This window comes from Pseudomonas sp. Irchel s3h14 (assembly GCF_900187425.1).
GTDB lineage: Bacteria > Pseudomonadota > Gammaproteobacteria > Pseudomonadales > Pseudomonadaceae > Aquipseudomonas.
In genome coordinates, this window is the sequence record NZ_FYDJ01000013.1 from 53678 (window position 1) to 72170 (window position 18493).

An 18493-nucleotide genomic window follows, 5' to 3' on the forward strand; every position below is an offset into this window, starting at 1 on the left:
CGCGGGCGATGCCCGGCCAGGCCGTGCGCGTCGTCCGATTGATGGTCATCAATGCGTGAGCGCTGAAAAAGCCTGATTCTAGGAGCTGGAACGCTCCCGCGTAACCGGCAAAGCTACCTGATTGACGGAAGGCAGTCCAGCCGAGCGGGACTGGCACTTTGCCACAACTCAGGGCATGCTAGCCGCCCTCCGGGCGTCCGGCTTATAGTGCACGTCGCGCCAGTCCAGCCAAACCGCAGGATTACAGTTTGTCTAATGTCACTCCCTCATCTTCCGTGAGCGCACTCAATCCTGCGACCGGCTCACCCCTGCGTGGGTCCTTGAGGGGCGCACTGGCAGCGCTCGTCCTGTTGTTGCTCGCGCTGCTGTTCTGGCAGTTGCTGGATCAGCTTCGTGATGCCCAACAACACCAGCGTCAGTACACCATCGACTACACCGCCGATCTGGCCTCGCAAGTCAGCCTGAACATGGCGCTGAACGCCCAGATCGCCCTCAACCTGCTACCGATCGTCGAACAACCGCAAAGCGCCGACGAACAGCAGGCGCTGTTTCGCAAACTGCAAAAATCCTTGCCCGACCTGCGCAGCCTCGCGTTGCTCAGCCCTTCCGGGAAAGTCCTCACCGACAGCGCCGACAACAGCGACGATGCCGACTACCTGAGCGAACTGGTCCGGCGCAGTCACGCCCAGGCGCATTATTTCAGCAACGCCAATGACGGCTCGGTGGTGCATCTGCTGCTGCATCAAGCCAGCGGCAGCACCCGCGGCTACTGGGTTCTGCGCCTGACGCCGACATTTTTCTCATCGCTGACCAAACAAAACGAACCCGGTATTCGCCCGCTGTGGGTGGTGGAAAACCGCGTCAATCACCAGATCATCAGCCGCGACGATGGGCAGCCCTCGGCCACTCCGACGGCGTTGACAGCGGATGAGCTGGCCAACAGCGTGCTGACCGTGCCCCTGAGCAGTAGCGACTGGCAACTGCGCGGGTTGTTCGACCGGCAACGGATGATCGAACAACTGCTGCCGGCGTTCATCGGCAAATGCCTTCTGGGCCTGGCCTTCTCGCTGCTGCCGTTCATCGCCCTGCTGAACATGCGCCGCCGCCAACGCCAGGTGCACGAAGGCCGTCGACGCTACCAGGATATTTTCGAAGGCACCGGCGTCGCCTTGTGTGTACTCGACGTGTCCGGGCTCAAAAGCTTCTTCGACAAGGCTCAGCTGCACAGCAGCGAACAACTGAAGGCCTGGCTCGAGACACCGGAACAACGCCAGCACCTGCTGCAGGAACTGCGCATCACCGAGGTCAACCTGGTCGCCCTGCAACTGCTCAACGTCAACACGTGCGATCAAGCCTGGAAACTGCTGATCGACGGTAACCCGCAGGACGGCACCGCGATCGGCAATCAAGTGCTCGACGCGGTGCTCAACCAGCAGAAACAGCTTGAACTGGAAATCAAACTGCAAGACGCCAATGGCCGCGACCAGCACTTGTGGCTGGTCCTGCGTCTGCCGGAAGACCAGGACGACTATAAAGCGGTGATCCTGAGCATCACCGACATCACCAGCCGCAAGCTCGTCGAACTGTCGCTGCTGGAGCGCGAAGGATTCTGGTCCGACGTGGTGCGCACCGTGCCGGATCATCTGTACGTGCAAGACGTGATCAGCCAGCGAATGATTTTCAGCAACCATCACCTGGGCCAGACGCTCGGTTACAACCGTACCGAACTGCACCAGATGGGCGAGTATTTCTGGGAAATTCTGCTGCACCCCGAAGATGCCGACTTCTACCACCGCTCGCGCCAAACCCAGCGGCAGGCCGGTTACCGACAATTGATGCAATGCCAATTGCGCTTCCGCCACCGGGACGGTAAATGGCGGCGCTTTGACATCCGCGAACAGGCGCTCGCGCGGGACAAGCACGATCAAGTCACGCGGATCATCGGCGTGGCCAAGGACATCACCGATCAGATTGAAGCCAGTGAGTCCCTGCGCGACAGCGAGCAACGTTACCGGATGCTCGCCGAAAGCATCAGCGACGTGATTTTCTCGACCGACAGCAAGATGGCGCTCAACTACGTCAGCCCATCGGTGCAAGCCGTGCTGGGCTACGACGCCGACTGGATTTTCCAGAACGGCTGGCAATCGACCATCGCCAACCCACAACAGCTGACCGGCATTTATAGCCTGATGGACCGGGTCAGCAAAGCGCTGAACAAACCCGACCAACTGGCGCTGTTGCGCAGCCAGGTGCAGACCCAACTGTTTTTGTTCGACTGCCTGCGGGCCGACGGGCGCAAGATTCCCATCGAACTGCGACTGGTGCTGGTCTGGGACGAACACGGTGCATTCGAGGGTGTGCTGGGCGTCGGTCGCGACATCAGCCAGCAACGCCGGGCCGAAAAAGACCTGCGCATGGCCGCGACCGTATTTGAGCACTCGACCTCGGCGATCCTGATCACCGACCCGGCCGGCTACATCGTCCAGGCCAACGAAGCTTTCAGCCGTGTCAGTGGTTATGCGGTGGAGCAGGTGCTCGACCAGTTGCCGAACATGCTGACCGTCGACGATCAGCAGGAAGCGCATCTGCGTTATGTGCTCAAGCAACTGCATCAGCACAGCACATGGGAAGGCGAAGTCTGGCTCAAACGACGCAATGGCGAGCATTACCCGGCCTGGGTCGGGATCACGGCGGTGCTGGATGACGAAGGCGATCTGGCCAGCTACGTGTGCTTCTTCAGCGACATCAGCGAACGCAAGGCCAGTGAGCAGCGGATTCACCGCCTCGCCTATTACGACGCCCTGACTCACCTGCCCAACCGCACACTGTTCCAGGATCGCCTGCACACGGCGCTGCAATCGGCCGAACGGCAGAAGTCCTGGGTGGTGCTGATGTTCCTCGACCTGGACCGCTTCAAACCGATCAACGACTCCCTGGGCCACGCCGCTGGCGATCGCATGCTCAAGGAAATGGCCACGCGCCTGCTCGGCTGTGTCGATGATGACGACACCGTGGCGCGCATGGGCGGCGATGAATTCACCTTGCTGCTGCAACCGCGGGCCAACCGTGAAATTGCCTTGAACCGGGCGATTCATGTGGCCGAACAGATTCTCGCCAGCCTGGTGAAACCGTTCGTGCTTGAAGGCCGAGAGTTCTTCGTCACCGCCAGTATCGGCATCGCCCTGAGCCCTCAGGACGGTAACGAACTCAGCCAGCTGATGAAAAACGCCGACACCGCGATGTATCACGCCAAGGAGCGTGGCAAGAACAACTTCCAGTTCTATCAGGCCGACATGAACGCCAGCGCCCTGGAGCGTCTGGAACTGGAAAGCGACTTGCGTCACGCCCTGGAGCAGAACGAATTCGTCCTCTACTACCAACCGCAGTTCAGCGGCGATGGCAAACGCCTGACCGGCGCTGAAGCCTTGCTGCGCTGGCGCCATCCGCGACGCGGTCTGGTACCGCCGGGAGACTTCATTCCGGTGCTCGAAGAGCTCGGCCTGGTGGTGGATGTCGGCGACTGGGTGATCAGCGAGGCCTGCCGTCAACTCAAGACCTGGCATCAGGCCAAGGTCCGGGTGCCGAAGGTGTCGGTGAACATTTCGGCCCGGCAATTCTCCGACGGCCAACTCGGGACGCGGATCGCCACCATCCTCAAGGAAACCGGCCTGCCGCCGGCATGCCTGGAGCTGGAACTGACCGAAAGTATTCTGATGCGCGAAGTCAGCGAAGCGATGCAGATTCTCGCCGGGCTGAAAAATCTCGGCCTGAGCATCGCGGTCGACGACTTCGGCACCGGTTACTCATCGCTCAACTACCTCAAGCAATTCCCGATCGACGTGCTGAAAATCGACCGCACCTTCGTCGACGGCCTGCCGTCGGGTGAGCAGGATGCGCAGATCGCCCGCGCGATCATCGCCATGGCCCACAGCCTCAATCTGGCGGTTATCGCCGAGGGCGTGGAAACCCACGAGCAACTCGACTTCCTGCGTGAGCATGGTTGCGACGAGGTTCAGGGGTATCTGTTCGGCCGGCCGATGCCGGCGAACCGGTTTGAAGCGCAGTTCAGCAATGAAGCGCTGTTCATGTTTGACTGAGGTTGATCGTTCCCACGCTCTGCGTGGGAATGCAGCCAGTGACGCTCCGCGTCACATGCCGAAGCGGACGCAGAGCGTCCAGTGAGGCATTCCCACGCAGAGCGTGGGAACGATCACCTATCACCCGCTGGCACGATCACCGCTGATCCCGTCATGAAGCCCACTTGTCTGCGACATGATGTCCTTTCATATGCCATCTAAAACCCATTGGGTTAGAATGCCCCCCTTTTCTGCCCCGATCCTTGAGGACCGCCATGTTCAGCCGTGATTTGACTATTGCCAAGTACGACGCCGATCTCTTTGCCGCCATGGAGCAAGAAGCTCAGCGCCAGGAAGAACACATCGAGCTGATCGCTTCGGAAAACTACACCAGCCCTGCGGTCATGGAAGCTCAAGGCTCGGTACTGACCAACAAGTACGCCGAAGGCTACCCGGGCAAGCGCTACTACGGTGGTTGCGAGTTCGTCGACGTGGTCGAGCAACTGGCCATCGACCGTGCAAAAGAACTGTTCGGCGCCGATTACGCCAACGTTCAGCCGCACGCCGGTTCGCAAGCCAACAGCGCCGTTTACCTGGCTCTGCTGCAAGCGGGCGACACCATCCTGGGCATGAGCCTGGCGCACGGTGGTCACCTGACCCACGGTGCCAGCGTTTCTTCCTCCGGCAAGCTGTACAACGCCGTTCAGTACGGTATCGACGGCAACGGCCTGATCGACTACGACGAAGTCGAGCGTCTGGCGGTTGAACACAAGCCGAAAATGATCGTGGCCGGTTTCTCTGCCTACTCGCAGATCCTCGACTTCCCGCGCTTCCGTGAGATCGCTGACAAAGTCGGCGCTTACCTGTTCGTCGACATGGCCCACGTGGCCGGTCTGGTCGCCGCTGGCGTCTACCCGAACCCGGTGCCTTTCGCTGACGTCGTGACCACCACCACGCACAAGACCCTGCGCGGTCCACGTGGCGGCCTGATCCTGGCTCGCGCCAACGCCGACATCGAGAAGAAACTGAACTCCGCAGTATTCCCGGGTGCCCAGGGTGGCCCGCTGGAGCACGTGATCGCCGCTAAAGCGATCTGCTTCAAGGAAGCGCTGCAACCTGAGTTCAAGACCTACCAGCAACAAGTGGTGAAAAACGCCCAGGCCATGGCCGGCGTGTTCATCGAGCGCGGTTACGACGTGGTGTCGGGCGGTACTCAGAACCACCTGTTCCTGCTGTCGCTGATCAAGCAGGAAATCTCCGGTAAAGACGCAGACGCCGCTCTGGGCAAAGCGTTCATCACCGTGAACAAGAACTCTGTGCCAAACGATCCACGCTCCCCGTTCGTCACCTCCGGCCTGCGCTTCGGTACTCCGGCTGTGACCACTCGTGGCTTCAAGGAAGCAGAGTGCAAAGAGCTGGCCGGCTGGATCTGCGACATCCTGGCGGACCTTTCCAACGAAGCGGTGATCGACGCCGTTCGTGAGAAGGTCAAGGCCATCTGCAAGAAGCTGCCGGTATACGGCGCCTAATCAGCCCGCTAAACCGCAGCAATGAAAAACCGGCCAGTGATGGCCGGTTTTTTTTCGTCCGCAATTTTTTCAAACCGCGAAAAGGCTCAAGGTCGGGGCATTGCGTCCAACTGGTAAGACCGGTCATGCCAATTTTTCAAAATATACTTGCGATCACCCAAAAACAGCGCCTAGACTGCGCCTGCACTGGACATACCGGTAAGACCACAATAATTAAGTCCTGAATCTGATGCGCGAAGCGCACGGCAGCCAGGACACCGACCAGGATTCCTCCCATGCTCAGATGGTGCTCGCGTTCAATCTTCCTCCAAGTGGTTCTCGGACTGGTGCTCGGCATCGTCTGCGGGCTGACCCTTCCTGAATACTCCGCCCAGCTCAAACCGCTCGGCGATGGCTTCATCAAACTGATCAAGATGCTTATCGGTCTGATCGTGTTCTGCGTAGTGGTCAGCGGCATCAGCGGTGCCGGCGACCTGAAGAAGGTCGGACGCATCGGCCTGAAATCGGTGATCTACTTCGAAATCCTGACCACCATCGCCCTGGTGATTGGTCTGGTGTTCGCTTTCACCACCGGCATCGGCAGCGGCGCGAACATTCATCTGGATCAGCTTTCCGCTGCCGACATGGGCGACATCGCCCAGCGCGGTCAGCACATGCAAACCACCTCCCAGTTCCTGATGAACCTGATCCCGACCTCGGTAATCGGCGCCTTCGCGGAGAACAACATTCTGCAAGTCCTGCTGTTTTCGGTGCTGTTCGGCAGTGCGCTGAACCTGGTGGGCGAAGCAGCATCGGGTATTTCCCGGCTGATCAATGAGCTGAGCCACGTGATCTTCCGCATCATGGGCATGATCGTGCGTTTGGCGCCGATCGGCGTGTTCGGCGCCATCGCTTTCACCACCAGCAAATATGGCCTGGATTCGCTGCAGCACCTGGGCAGCCTGGTTGGCCTGTTTTACCTGACCTGCGTGGCGTTTGTGACATTGATTCTCGGCCTGGTGATGCGCCTTTCGGGCCTGAAGATGTGGCCATTGCTCAAGTACCTGCGCGAAGAACTGCTGATCGTCATGGGCACCGCCTCCTCCGACGCCGTGCTGCCACAAATCATGCGCAAGCTTGAGCATCTGGGCATCGGCAGTTCGACGGTCGGGCTGGTCATTCCTACCGGTTACTCGTTCAACCTGGACGGTTTCTCGATCTACTTGACCCTGGCCATTGTGTTCATCGCCAATGCCACCGGCACGCCGCTGGCCATGACCGACCTGCTGACGATTCTGCTGGTGTCGTTGATCACTTCCAAAGGTGCCCACGGGATTCCTGGCTCGGCGCTGGTGATTCTCGCGGCGACACTGACGGCGATCCCGGCGATTCCGGTGGTCGGCCTGGTGCTGGTGTTGGCAGTGGACTGGTTCATGGGCATCGGCCGGGCGCTGACCAACCTGATCGGCAACTGCGTCGCCACCGTGGCCATCGCGCGCTGGGAAAAGGACATCGATATTCAACGGGCGAACAAAGTACTTTCTGGCCAGGTGGGTTATACCTTCCAGCCGAGAAAGCCTGTCGGCCCTGCGCATCAGCAGGAGTTCTGAATAATCGCCGTGTCTGCCCACGGGCAGGCACGGTCATCAATCGTTTTGGATGCTCATGGAGCGAACAGTGATCACCTCGTCAACCGTCGTCAATTCAGTCGTAGAGAAACTCCGGGCCGCTTTGGCCCGTGGTCAGTGGCGCTCCGGCGAGATGCTGCCGGGGCAGCGTGAGCTGGCCGAACAACTGGGCATCAGCCGCCCGAGCCTGCGCGAAGCCGTCATCGTGCTGGAAACCCTCGGGCTGGTGCGCTCCATGCCGGGTAAAGGCGTGGTGGTGCTGGAGGCCAATCTCAGCGACAGCCAAAGCCACGACAGCGCAGTCGCCGGTGCGAGCCTGGAAGACGTGCTGCAACTGCGCTACACCCTCGAGCCGTTCATTGTCGGCCTGGTGGCGCAGTCGATCAGCAGCAAGGAAGTCGGGCAACTGCGCCTGACCCTGATGGACATGCGCGAAGCGCTGGAAGCCAACGACAGCGAAGCCGGGGTGAACGCCTACATCGCGTTCCACGAAGAGCTGTTCACGCTGACCTCGAACCCGATTTTCCAGAGTGTGGTGCAACAGACCAGCAACGCCCTCAAGCAAAGCGCCGACGTGCTGCGCAACTCCCCGGAGCATTTGGCTGAGCGCCTTGAGGAGAACGAAGCCGTGGTGCGCGCTATTCGCAGCAAAAACAGCGCCCAGGCCAGCGCCGAAATGCGTCGGCACATCCTTCGGGAAGGCCAGCGGATGGGCATCGAATTGAATATACCGGACGACAACCTCGTCAGTTGAGTCCGCTTCGAACTGGAGACAGGCCATGAACAGCTTCGCCTCACCACAGATATTCACTGCCCTGCCCTTTTCCCGAACGGACACCGGGAAGCCGTCGGCGGATGATCTCTACTCACGGATATTCGATGCCATTCTCGAACAGCGCATCGTCCCCGGCAGTCGCTTCACCGAAGAAAGCCTGGGAGACATGTTCGGGGTCAGCCGCAGCAGCATCCGCCAGGTACTGACGCAGCTGTCACATCAGCAGATCATCATCCTTCGCACCCACCATCGTCCCCGGGTCGCCGCGGCAGATGTCGAGCAGACTCGGCAGACGCTTCACGCCCGGCGACTGACCGAGCTCACGCTGGTACGGCTGGCCTGTCAGCAGCCTCGCCCGCAAGACCTCAATCGTCTGCGCGACTTGATCGATAGTGAGCGCCGGTGTCTGGAGCGCGATCAGCGTGGCCCGGCGATTCGGTTGTCCGGGGAGTTTCATTTGCAGTTGGCCGAAATGGCGGGGAATGCACCGTTGGCGCATTTTCTTGGCAGTCTGGTGCCGCTGACTTCACTGGCGATTGCGCAATTTGATGCGCAGGCGGAGGGTTATTGCGTGTGGCAGGCGCACGAATCGCTTGTGGATGCGGTTGAGGGGAGGGATGCGGTAACGGCCGAGACTTTAATCAGCCAACACCTGGATCATTTGGAGGCGGTATTGCTGAACTCACAACCGATATTCCGCCCGAATCGTGTTGCTGGTTAGATCGCCTTCGCGAGCAAGCCCGCTCCCACAGGGGAATGCATTCCAAATGTGGGAGCGGGCTTGCTCGCGAAGAGGGCCTGATACTCACTGAAGATTTATGTCTTTACTCCGCCGCCACCCGCGCAAACCCCTCACGAATCTTCTCTTCCGGCAAATCATCGGCAATGAACACGATCACGCTTTCACGCGTTTCATCGTCAGCCCACTCCGTGTCCCAATCGAATCCGTATAACTTCAACACACCCTGAAACACCATGCGCCGCGGCTCGCCAAGGATGTTCAACACGCCTTTGTAGCGCAGCAATTGCTTGCCATGGTCCTCCAGCAGTTCGTTCATGAACTCGCTGAGCTTGTCGATATCCAGCGGCTTGTCGGTGCGCAGCACCAGGCTGGAAATGCGGTCGATGGACGGCGCTTTGCTCACCGGGCGCAGGCTGACGCCGCCACCCAGGTCGGCATTGAGATTAAAACCGCGCACGTCGAGCAGTTCGGCCAGGTCAATCTTGCCGTGCTCGACCACGCGGATCGGTGCGCGACGGTTGATGCGGGTCAGGCGCTCGCTCAGCGCGGTAAAGGTCGTCTCGTCCACCAGATCGCGTTTGCTCACCAGTAACCGGTCGGCAAAACCGATCTGCGCCTGGGCGATGGTTTGAGTCAGGTGAGTGTCAGCGTGCGCCGCATCGACCAGGGTGATGATGCCGTCGAGGATGTAGCGCTCGCGCAGCTCTTCATCGATGAAAAAGGTTTGGGCCACAGGTGCCGGGTCGGCCAGGCCGGTGCATTCGATCACCAGACGGTCGAAGGCGATTTCGCCGCTGTCCAGGCGTTCGAGCAGCAGGTACAAAGCCTTGGTCAGGTCAGTGTGGATGGTGCAGCAGACGCAGCCGTTGGACAGCGTCATCACTTGCACCGGTTCGTCGCCCAACAGTTGGGTGTCGATACCGGCGTCGCTGAATTCGTTCTCGATCACGGCGATTTTCAGGCCGTGTTCGGCTTTGAGCAGGTAGCGCAACAGCGTGGTTTTTCCCGCGCCAAGAAAGCCACTGAGGATTGTTACCGGGATAGGGGGTAGCAAAAGAAGGTCTCCCATACACTGAAAAAACTGTAGGAGCCTGGCTTGCCAGCGATGGCGTCTTCAAGATCGCTATCGCCGGCAAGCCGTGCTCCTACAGTGGTGTGTTACCTAAGCCTCGTGCTTCAACAGCACTTCGGCCCACCCTTGCCACCGTAACGAGCCTCTTGGCGTTCCCTGAAGAACATCTCGTAAGTCATCACCGGCTTGTCCGGGTGTTTGGTTTGCATATGCTCGACGTAATTGTCGTAGTCGGGCATCCCGACCATCAGGCGCGCAGCCTGACCGAGGTATTTACCGAGGCGACTCAGGTCATTGAACATGCTGCAATCCTCGATTACGCATCCGGCAGAGCCTGGAATGGCGCTTCTTTATCCGTACGTTGTTTGCTGCCCCAAGCGGAAATACCGACCTTGAGCGCATAGAACAGGATACTGAATACCACGAACAGGAACAGCGCGGTCAGCGTTGCGTTGGTGTAGGCGTTGAAGATCACGTGTTGCATCTGCGTAATGTCCTTGGCCGGGGCGAGGATCTGACCGTTGGCCAGCGCATCGCTGTATTTCTTGGCCAGCGACAGGAAGCCGATCGCCGGGTTGGCGTCGAACAGCTTGATGAAGCCGGCGGTGGTGGTACAGATCAGTAGCCACACGGCGGGCAGCATGGTCACCCAGACGTAGCGCTGGCGTTTCATTTTGATCAGCACAACGGTCGCCAGCATCAGCGCGATACCGGCGAGCATCTGGTTGGAGATACCGAACAGCGGCCACAAGGTGTTGATGCCACCCAGCGGATCGATCACGCCCTGGTACAGCAACCAACCCCACATCGCCACGCAACCGGCGGTTGCGATCAGGTTGGCGGTCCAGGATTCAGTGCGTTTCAGCGCTGGCACGAAGGAACCGAGCAAGTCCTGCAGCATGAAACGCCCGGCACGGGTACCGGCATCGACGGCGGTCAGGATGAACAGCGCTTCGAACAGAATCGCGAAGTGGTACCAGAACGCCATGGTGTTTTCACCTGGCAGGACACTGTGCAGGATCTGCGCAATACCGACCGCTAGGGTCGGCGCACCGCCGGCACGGGCCAGGATGGTGGTTTCACCGATGTCCTTGGCCACCGCTTGCAACGCTTCCGGGGTAATTGCAAAGCCCCAACTGCTGACGGTTTGAGCCACAGCCACCACGTCACTGCCGACGACTGCCGCCGGGCTGTTCATGGCGAAATACACACCTGGCTCGATCACCGAAGCCGCCACCATCGCCATGATGGCCACGAAGGATTCCATCAGCATGCCGCCGTAACCGATGTAACGGGCGTTGACTTCGTTATCCAGCAGTTTCGGCGTGGTGCCGGAGGAGATCAGCGCGTGGAAACCGGAGACCGCGCCACAGGCGATGGTGATGAACAGGAACGGGAACAGACCGCCCTTCCACACCGGCCCGGTGCCGTCGATAAACTGGGTGAGTGCCGGCATTTTCAGCTCAGGCATGGTGATCAGGATGCCGATCGCCAACGCCACGATGGTGCCGATTTTCAGGAACGTCGACAGGTAGTCGCGCGGCGCCAGAATCAGCCAGACCGGTAACGAGGCGGCCACGAAACCGTAACCGACCAGCATCCACGTAATCTGCACGCCAGTGAAGCTGAACGCCTTGGCCCAGACCGGATCAGCGGCAATCTGCCCGCCGAGCCAGATCGAACCGAGCAGCAACAGCACACCGACAACGGAGATTTCACCGATGCGGCCCGGACGGATGTAGCGCATGTAAATGCCCATGAACATCGCGATCGGGATGGTCGCCATCACCGTGAAAATACCCCACGGGCTTTCGGCCAGGGCTTTCACAACGATCAGCGCCAGCACCGCGAGGATGATGATCATGATCAGGAAGCAGCCAAACAGCGCGATGGTCCCGGGGATGCGGCCCATTTCTTCACGGACCATGTCGCCGAGAGAACGGCCGTTGCGGCGAGTGGACATGAACAGGACCATGAAGTCCTGAACGGCACCGGCCAGCACCACGCCGGCAATCAGCCACAGCGTACCGGGCAGGTAGCCCATCTGCGCCGCCAGGACCGGACCGACCAGCGGCCCCGCGCCAGCGATGGCTGCGAAGTGGTGACCGAAGAGGATGTGTTTGTTGGTCGGCACGTAGTCCAGACCGTCATTATTGAGCACGGCGGGGGTGGCCCGTCGCGGGTCGAGTTGCATCACGTTGTTAGCGATGAACAGACTGTAGTAACGATACGCAACCAGATAGATGGCCACAGCGGCGACCACAATCCACAAGGCGTTGATCGCCTCGCCTCGGCGCAATGCCACTACACCAAGGGCGCACGCCCCTACGATTGCCAGCAGCAGCCAGGGTAGGTGGCGTAGCAGGCTATTATTATTTTTCATTTTATGATTCCAGCCAGGGTGGACAAGAAAGACAGCCATCCCGAGTTTAGCGCTAACGGCCGCAAAGGCCATCCCCCGACATGGGTTGAGCCATCACTTTGATGGCAGCCTTTGACAATGCGGGTCTATAGTCAGCGAACATTTACGAGGATTGCGCCATGAGCGAGCACACTGCCGATCGCCGCCGCTTCAAACGTATTGCGTTCGATGCCCGAACCGAGCTTAGCCAGGGGGAATACATTTGGCCGGTGAAGTTGATCGACCTGTCCCTTAAGGGACTGTTGATCGAAAAGCCCGAACCGTGGCTGGGGAATCGGGAGTGGCATTTTCTGGTCGATGTTCATCTCAACGAGGACGTCGCCATCAAGATGGATGTGCAACTGACCCACGATGATCATGGTCAGCTCGGGTTCGTCTGCCGACATATCAGCCTGGAATCCATCGAACGCTTGCGGCGATTGGTTGAACTCAACCTTGGCGACCCGCAGGAACTGGAGCGCGAATTGGGCGCCTTGATCGAAGTCTGACAGACCAACACTATTCCAATGTGGGAGCGAGCCTGCTCGCGAATGCGGTCTGACATTCAACATTTAAGTCGACTGGCATACCGCTTTCGCGAGCAGGCTCGCTCCCACAGGGATTGTGTCGCCCCCGCAGCTACTCGAACAGCGCGTCCAACGCCTGTTCCAGACGCGTCACGGCGATAATCTGTAACCCCGGCGGCGCCTCTTTCGGCGCATTGCCCTTGGGCACGATGGCGCGCTTGAAGCCGTGCTTGGCGGCCTCTTTCAAGCGCTCCTGGCCACTCGGTACCGGGCGTACTTCGCCAGAAAGCCCGACTTCGCCGAATACCAGCAGATCATGAGGCAGTGGCCGGTTGCGCAAACTGGACATGACCGCTGCCATCAGCGCCAGATCGGAGGCCGTTTCCAACACCTTCACCCCGCCAACCACGTTGAGAAACACATCCTGATCGTGGGTCGGAATGCCGCCGTGACGGTGCAGCACCGCCAACAACATCGCCAGACGATTCTGATCCAGACCCAGCGTTACCCGACGTGGATTGGCCAGATGGCTGTCATCCACCAGTGCCTGGACTTCCACCAGCATCGGCCGCGTCCCTTCCCACGTCGCCATGACCACACTGCCCGGCACTTCTTCCTGCGCACGGGTGAGAAAAATCGCCGAAGGGTTGGAGACTTCTTTCAAGCCCTTGTCGGTCATTCCGAACACGCCCAGTTCGTTGACGGCGCCGAAACGGTTTTTCACCGCTCGCAGCAAACGCAAACGCCCATCGGATTCGCCTTCGAAATACAGAACCGTGTCGACCATGTGTTCCAGCACTCGCGGCCCGGCCAATGCACCTTCTTTCGTCACGTGACCGACCAGGAAAATGGCCGTGCCGCTCTGCTTGGCATAGCGCACCAACAACGCCGCGCTTTCCCTGACCTGGGACACACCGCCCGGTGCCGATTGCAGTTGCTCGGTGAAGATCGTCTGGATGGAGTCGATCACCATCACCTTGGGCTTTTCCTGTCGAGCCGTGGCGATGATGGTCTCGATGCAGGTTTCGGTCATCACCCGCAGTTGATCCTGAGGCAAGCCGAGACGGCGAGCGCGCATGGCCACTTGCTGCTGGGATTCTTCGCCGGTGACGTAAAGTGCCGGCATGACTTTGGCGAGGTTGCACAAGGTTTGCAGCAGAATGGTCGATTTGCCGATGCCGGGATCACCGCCGATCAACACCACCGAACCGTCCACCAGACCGCCGCCCAGCACTCGATCGAGCTCACTGGAGGCTGTGGAAAAACGCGGGATTTCTTCGACGCTGACTTCTGCCAGGGTCTTGATCTGCGCCTGTTGGCCAGTCCAGCCGGTGCGACCGCTGGGGGCTGCGGCGCCACCGCTCTCCACCATGGTTTCGGTCAGGGTGTTCCAGGCCCCGCACTCACCGCACTGGCCAGCCCACTTGGGGAAGGTTGAGCCGCACTCGGTGCAGCCGTACATGCGCTTGGCCTTGGCCATCTGAACTCCCGGCAAAAACCGCGATGATAGCTCAGCTGGTGCGGATCAGCGCGGCGAAGTTACCCAGCGGATTTTCGGTAGCAACTTGTACAGCCCCTGGAATATAACCACCGCATTACTAATTATAAAAACTTGTACAACTTCCCGCCCCGACATATCCAACCAAATACTCGTCTTACCCAATAAAACAAAAATCGGAACCTGTACAAATCTTAGCCATTTAAAACCTGAACGTACAACCCAACTATTAAGCCAACCTTATAATAGGAACAACCAAGCCAACGGCAATATAATGGCCTTCTAATATTTATCACAGGTAATTTGTTTGAGGCGCGAGTCTTTATACCCTGCAAACCATTCATATAAAAACTTCATGTACCGCACGTTGCCTTGCGCGAATGCCCCTACTTTCTATAGTTTAATCCTGCACCTCCTCGCTCGGCTGAGACGAGTGATCGACGGATAAAATGTTCAGCGAGCGCGCTGGATCCCCTTAGTCCCGGCTGCCCGAGCAGAGTGATGGCAATGTAGCCGGCAAGCTCTGTAAGCAGTTGTTTCGAGCAGGAAGCATCATGCTGATTTACACTGCTCTCACCAACCTCATCTGTAACAAGGAAATAACCTATGGGCGTGATAAGTGAGTTCAAGGCCTTCGCGGTCAAAGGTAACGTGGTCGACATGGCCGTCGGTATCATCATCGGCGCCGCCTTCGGCAAGATCGTTTCATCGTTTGTCGGCGACGTGGTGATGCCACCCATTGGCCTGCTGATCGGGGGGGTGGACTTCAGTGACCTGGCCGTTACGCTCAAAGCAGCCAACGGCGATATTCCGGCGGTAGTGCTGGCGTACGGCAAATTCATCCAGAGCCTGATTGACTTCATCATCGTCGCCTTCGCGATCTTCATGGGCGTCAAAGCCATCAACCGCATGAAACGCGAAGAGGCCGTTGCGCCAACGCTGCCGCCGGTTCCGACCAAGGAAGAAGAGTTGCTGGAAGAGATCCGCGATCTGCTCAAGGCTCAGAACAATCAGCCCTGAACGCGTTAGTCAAACAAGAAACGGCACCCTTGAGGCGCCGTTTTTTTTACCAGTAGTTTTCCACCGCCACTTGCCCGGGTCGGCGACTGAGGCTCAAGTGCATGTGGCGCTGTTTGAGCAATTTGCGCGTGTCATCGATCATCTGCGGATTGCCGCAGAGCATGACCCTCGAGTGCTCGGCCGTCAGCGCCAGGCCTGCCGCCCGCTCCAGCTCGCCATTTTCGATCAGCGCAGTGATCCGGCCGCTCAGAGCGCCATGATGCTGCTCGCGCGTGACCGTGGTAATGAACTGCAGCTTGTGCGCAAACTCCGCTAAATAGTCGCGCTGGGCCAACCCGCTGACGAGGTCCTGATAAGCCAGTTCCCGGGCTTCGCGCACACTGTAGACCAGGATGATTCGTTCGAATTTATCCCAGACCTCGAAGTCCTGCAGGATCGACAGAAACGGCGCCAGGCCGGTGCCTGTGGATAACAACCAGAGATCACGGCCGTCGACAAAGCGATCCAGCGTCAGGTAACCAAAGGCCTGACGCTCGACCAGCAGCGTATCGCCGACGCCCAGCCGGCTCAGCTCACTGGTGAACTCCCCCCCTGGCACCACAATGGAAAAGAATTCGAGGAACTCGTCATAGGGCGACGACACCATGGAATAGGCGCGCCATACGGTGCTGCCGTCAGCCTTGGTAACGCCCAGCCGGGCGAATTGACCTGCGCGAAAACGAAAACCCGGATCCCGGGTGGTCCGCAAGGTGAACAGACTGGGGGTCAGCGACTGGACGTCGAGCAAGGTCTGGCGAGTGAATTTTTCTGCACTGGCGGTCATGGGGTGCTCCATTCAACAGATAGCCACAGTGTCCCGCAAAGCGGAGGGCTTAAACACCGGTGATTTGTAGTGGCTTTAGCCAGGGCCTCATTCGCATTAGCTTAATAGTACGACTTAACATTAACCAGCCGGTTAACACACACATTCAAGCCTGATCATAGTAAGACTGACATTTTTGTTATCTACGCCAGTACTCCTTAACGTTAGAACCAGATACTTGCTTAAAAATCGCAAATAAAGCCAAAAAGTCTCACACGAACATAGGAAACATCCTACACTCGGCACGTGCCAGATTATTGGATCCAAAAAGGCACCCCCAAGTAATATCACACATGGAGATACACAATGGAGAGGTGGAAGGAATCACAACTCAACCAATTATCGCGAACAACGGAGATTGATATTGCCTACCGGATTTCACTGGGTTTCGCGAAAAATATAGGCTTTAAATTTTTCGCCTTTTCAACAACATACCCAATAAAAACTGACCACTTTAATACAGTCCTGCTCAACAACTACCCTACCGACTGGAACATTGAATATGAACAAAAAAATTTCAACGCAATAGACCCGGTAGTAGCTCACTGCAATCACTCCAGATTGCCTGTCCTTTGGAGCGAAGAGCTTTTTTCCAAGACCCCGTGCTTGTGGGATGCGCTTGAGAAACAAGGATTGCAGCACGGCTGGTCACAATCGGTCCATGACGAGGACAGTGGTGTTTGCAGCATTCTGAGCCTGGCCAGAAGCCATTGCCCGATCACTGCGTTTGAGCTGTATGAAAATCTCGGTTTTTCGGTGTTCATGGGACGCCATCTGCATGCGCTGATCGCACAGACACTGCCCAGGAAATCGACCAAGCCATCCGTGCCGCATTTGTCCCCCCGCGAAATCGATGTATTAAAACTGGCGGCTGATGGCAAGACTGCGTATGAGAGTGCCATGATACTCAACCTCAGCGCACGCACGGTCAATTTCCATGTGCAAAGCGCAATTCTGAAACTGGGGGTCAATAACAAAATTTCTGCAGTCATCGCCGCCACCAAGGACGGCTTTCTCAACAGCAGTGCGATACGCTGACCCAAAAAACCTGCAAGTAATCCAAAAGAAAAAAACGTACCATTTGCGGTCCTTCTTGAGTGTTGACGTGTGAACCTTCACGACGCAGTACACTCGGACGGTCTCGCCCGCTACAACGCCCCTGGGCCGCGGGACACCTGTTGATGACCCCGTTGATAACCCAGAGCCCCGCCTCATGCCCTTGCTCGAAACACCCTTCGCCCGACTCGACCTGATCCGCCAGCCCGAACAGCAGAACGAACCGCTGCAGGCGTTTGATGCCGCAGACGAATACCTGCTCACCCATCTGGCTGACCAACAGCCCTCGGCCGACACTCGGGTTTTGGTGCTCAACGACAGCTTTGGCGCATTGGCCGCCAGCCTGGCGGGCAAAGTTCAAGTGACCAGCAGCGGCGACTCGTTTCTGGCCTTTCAGGGGCTGGAAAAAAATCTGATCCGTAACGGCCAGGCATTTGATGCGGTGCCAAGCGTACCGGCCAGTGAAGCCTTTTCAGGCCCTTTCGACCGGGTACTGATCCGGGTCCCGAAAACCCTCGCCTTGCTGGAAGAACAATTGATTCGCTTGCAGGGTCAACTGGCGCCGGGGGCTCAGGTGATTGCTGCGGCGATGATCAAGCATTTGCCCCGCGCCGCGGGCGATCTGCTGGAACGCTACATCGGCCCGGTGCAAGCTTCGCTGGCGGTGAAGAAGGCTCGGCTATTGATCGCGACCGCTGAAGTCAAAGCGCCTGTCGTGTCCCCCTACCCGACCCGTTATCGACTCGACGCCCCTGAGATCGAACTGCTGAATCACGCCAATGTGTTCTGCCGCGAGGGGTTGGACATCGGCACGCGAGCGTTTTTGCCGCACCTGCCAAAGAGCCTCGGCTCAGCGCGGGTTGCCGACCTCGGTTGTGGCAACGGGGTTTTGGCCATCGCCAGCGCCCTGCAAAACCCCGAAGCCCACTACACGCTCGTGGACGAGTCGTACATGGCCGTGCAATCGGCAGCCGAAAACTGGCGCGCGGCGCTCGGTGATCGGGAAGTGGTTGTACGTGCCGGTGATGGTTTGGCGGGTCAGGAGCCTCAGTCTCTGGACGTGGTGTTGTGCAACCCTCCGTTTCACCAACAACAAGTCGTCGGCGACTTCCTGGCCTGGCGCATGTTCCAGCAGGCCCGAGAGGCTCTGGTCGTCGGCGGCGCGTTGTACATCGTCGGCAATCGTCATCTGGGGTATCACAGCAAGCTCGCGCGGTTGTTCCGCGGCGTCGAGCAAGTGGCGGCCACACCCAAGTTCGTGATCCTTAAAGCCCGCAAATAATCCAAGGCAAAAAAAACCCTCCAGCAAAGGAGGGTTGTAAATCCGT

The 18493-nt window shown here is 58.6% G+C and carries 14 protein-coding genes; 9 read left to right on the forward strand and 5 right to left on the reverse strand.

What is annotated here, in order from left to right:
* Positions 1 to 248 precede the first annotated feature (248 nt).
* From CKW16_RS22100 to CKW16_RS22120, 5 genes are all read left to right on the forward strand, one after another.
* The gene (locus tag CKW16_RS22100) at positions 249 to 4097 is read left to right on the forward strand and encodes a bifunctional diguanylate cyclase/phosphodiesterase (protein ID WP_095130637.1); all 3849 of its coding nucleotides are present in this window, start codon (positions 249 to 251) and stop codon (positions 4095 to 4097) included.
* A 254-nt stretch (positions 4098 to 4351) separates the two neighbouring features.
* On the forward strand, positions 4352 to 5605 hold the full coding sequence (gene glyA / locus CKW16_RS22105; RefSeq protein ID WP_046048774.1) for a serine hydroxymethyltransferase: 1254 nt from the start codon (positions 4352 to 4354) through the stop codon (positions 5603 to 5605).
* 275 nt (positions 5606 to 5880) lie between these two features.
* Positions 5881 to 7194 carry a C4-dicarboxylate transporter DctA gene (locus tag CKW16_RS22110; protein WP_008154240.1) on the forward strand — a complete coding sequence of 438 codons (1314 nt, stop codon included), beginning with the start codon at positions 5881 to 5883 and terminating at the stop codon, positions 7192 to 7194.
* A 67-nt stretch (positions 7195 to 7261) separates the two neighbouring features.
* Positions 7262 to 7966, forward strand: coding sequence for a FadR/GntR family transcriptional regulator (locus CKW16_RS22115; RefSeq protein WP_008154237.1), 705 nt, complete (start codon positions 7262 to 7264; stop codon positions 7964 to 7966).
* 25 nt (positions 7967 to 7991) lie between these two features.
* Positions 7992 to 8708 carry a GntR family transcriptional regulator gene (locus CKW16_RS22120; RefSeq protein ID WP_095130639.1) on the forward strand — a complete coding sequence of 239 codons (717 nt, stop codon included), beginning with the start codon at positions 7992 to 7994 and terminating at the stop codon, positions 8706 to 8708.
* 103 nt (positions 8709 to 8811) lie between these two features.
* Here the strand turns inward: CKW16_RS22120 and yjiA are convergent, their stop codons facing one another.
* The 3 genes from yjiA to CKW16_RS22135 all read right to left on the reverse strand — a co-directional run bounded on the left by yjiA (position 8812) and on the right by CKW16_RS22135 (position 12184).
* The gene (yjiA, locus tag CKW16_RS22125) at positions 8812 to 9783 is read right to left on the reverse strand and encodes a GTPase (protein ID WP_095130641.1); all 972 of its coding nucleotides are present in this window, start codon (positions 9781 to 9783) and stop codon (positions 8812 to 8814) included.
* A 122-nt stretch (positions 9784 to 9905) separates the two neighbouring features.
* Positions 9906 to 10103: a YbdD/YjiX family protein gene (locus CKW16_RS22130; RefSeq protein WP_008154232.1), complete on the reverse strand. Its 198-nt coding sequence runs from the start codon at positions 10101 to 10103 to the stop codon at positions 9906 to 9908.
* 14 nt (positions 10104 to 10117) lie between these two features.
* Entirely contained in the window at positions 10118 to 12184 is a 2067-nt protein-coding gene (locus tag CKW16_RS22135; RefSeq protein WP_095130643.1) for a carbon starvation CstA family protein, read from the reverse strand.
* Positions 12185 to 12342: 158 nt separating this feature from the next.
* Between CKW16_RS22135 and CKW16_RS22140 the strand changes: the two genes are divergently transcribed.
* Positions 12343 to 12711: a PilZ domain-containing protein gene (locus CKW16_RS22140; protein ID WP_095130645.1), complete on the forward strand. Its 369-nt coding sequence runs from the start codon at positions 12343 to 12345 to the stop codon at positions 12709 to 12711.
* Positions 12712 to 12841: 130 nt separating this feature from the next.
* Here CKW16_RS22140 and radA read toward each other — a convergent pair whose 3' ends face one another.
* Positions 12842 to 14209 (reverse strand): DNA repair protein RadA, encoded by a 1368-nt coding sequence (gene radA / locus CKW16_RS22145; RefSeq protein WP_008149143.1) that lies wholly within the window; start codon positions 14207 to 14209, stop codon positions 12842 to 12844.
* A 624-nt stretch (positions 14210 to 14833) separates the two neighbouring features.
* Here radA and mscL point away from each other — a divergent pair.
* Positions 14834 to 15247, forward strand: coding sequence for a large-conductance mechanosensitive channel protein MscL (gene mscL, locus CKW16_RS22150; RefSeq protein WP_095130647.1), 414 nt, complete (start codon positions 14834 to 14836; stop codon positions 15245 to 15247).
* 46 nt (positions 15248 to 15293) lie between these two features.
* On the opposite strand, the gene CKW16_RS22155 is transcribed toward mscL, so the two are convergent.
* Positions 15294 to 16070 (reverse strand): ferredoxin--NADP reductase, encoded by a 777-nt coding sequence (locus tag CKW16_RS22155; protein ID WP_095130649.1) that lies wholly within the window; start codon positions 16068 to 16070, stop codon positions 15294 to 15296.
* A 345-nt stretch (positions 16071 to 16415) separates the two neighbouring features.
* Between CKW16_RS22155 and CKW16_RS22160 the strand changes: the two genes are divergently transcribed.
* Together CKW16_RS22160 and CKW16_RS22165 are read left to right on the forward strand one after the other, a co-directional pair.
* The gene (locus CKW16_RS22160) at positions 16416 to 17147 is read left to right on the forward strand and encodes a LuxR family transcriptional regulator (protein ID WP_095130651.1); all 732 of its coding nucleotides are present in this window, start codon (positions 16416 to 16418) and stop codon (positions 17145 to 17147) included.
* A gap of 175 nt (positions 17148 to 17322) precedes the next feature.
* Positions 17323 to 18447, forward strand: a complete 1125-nt coding sequence (locus CKW16_RS22165; RefSeq protein WP_095130653.1) for a methyltransferase — start codon at positions 17323 to 17325, stop codon at positions 18445 to 18447.
* Positions 18448 to 18493: the final 46 nt, after the last annotated feature.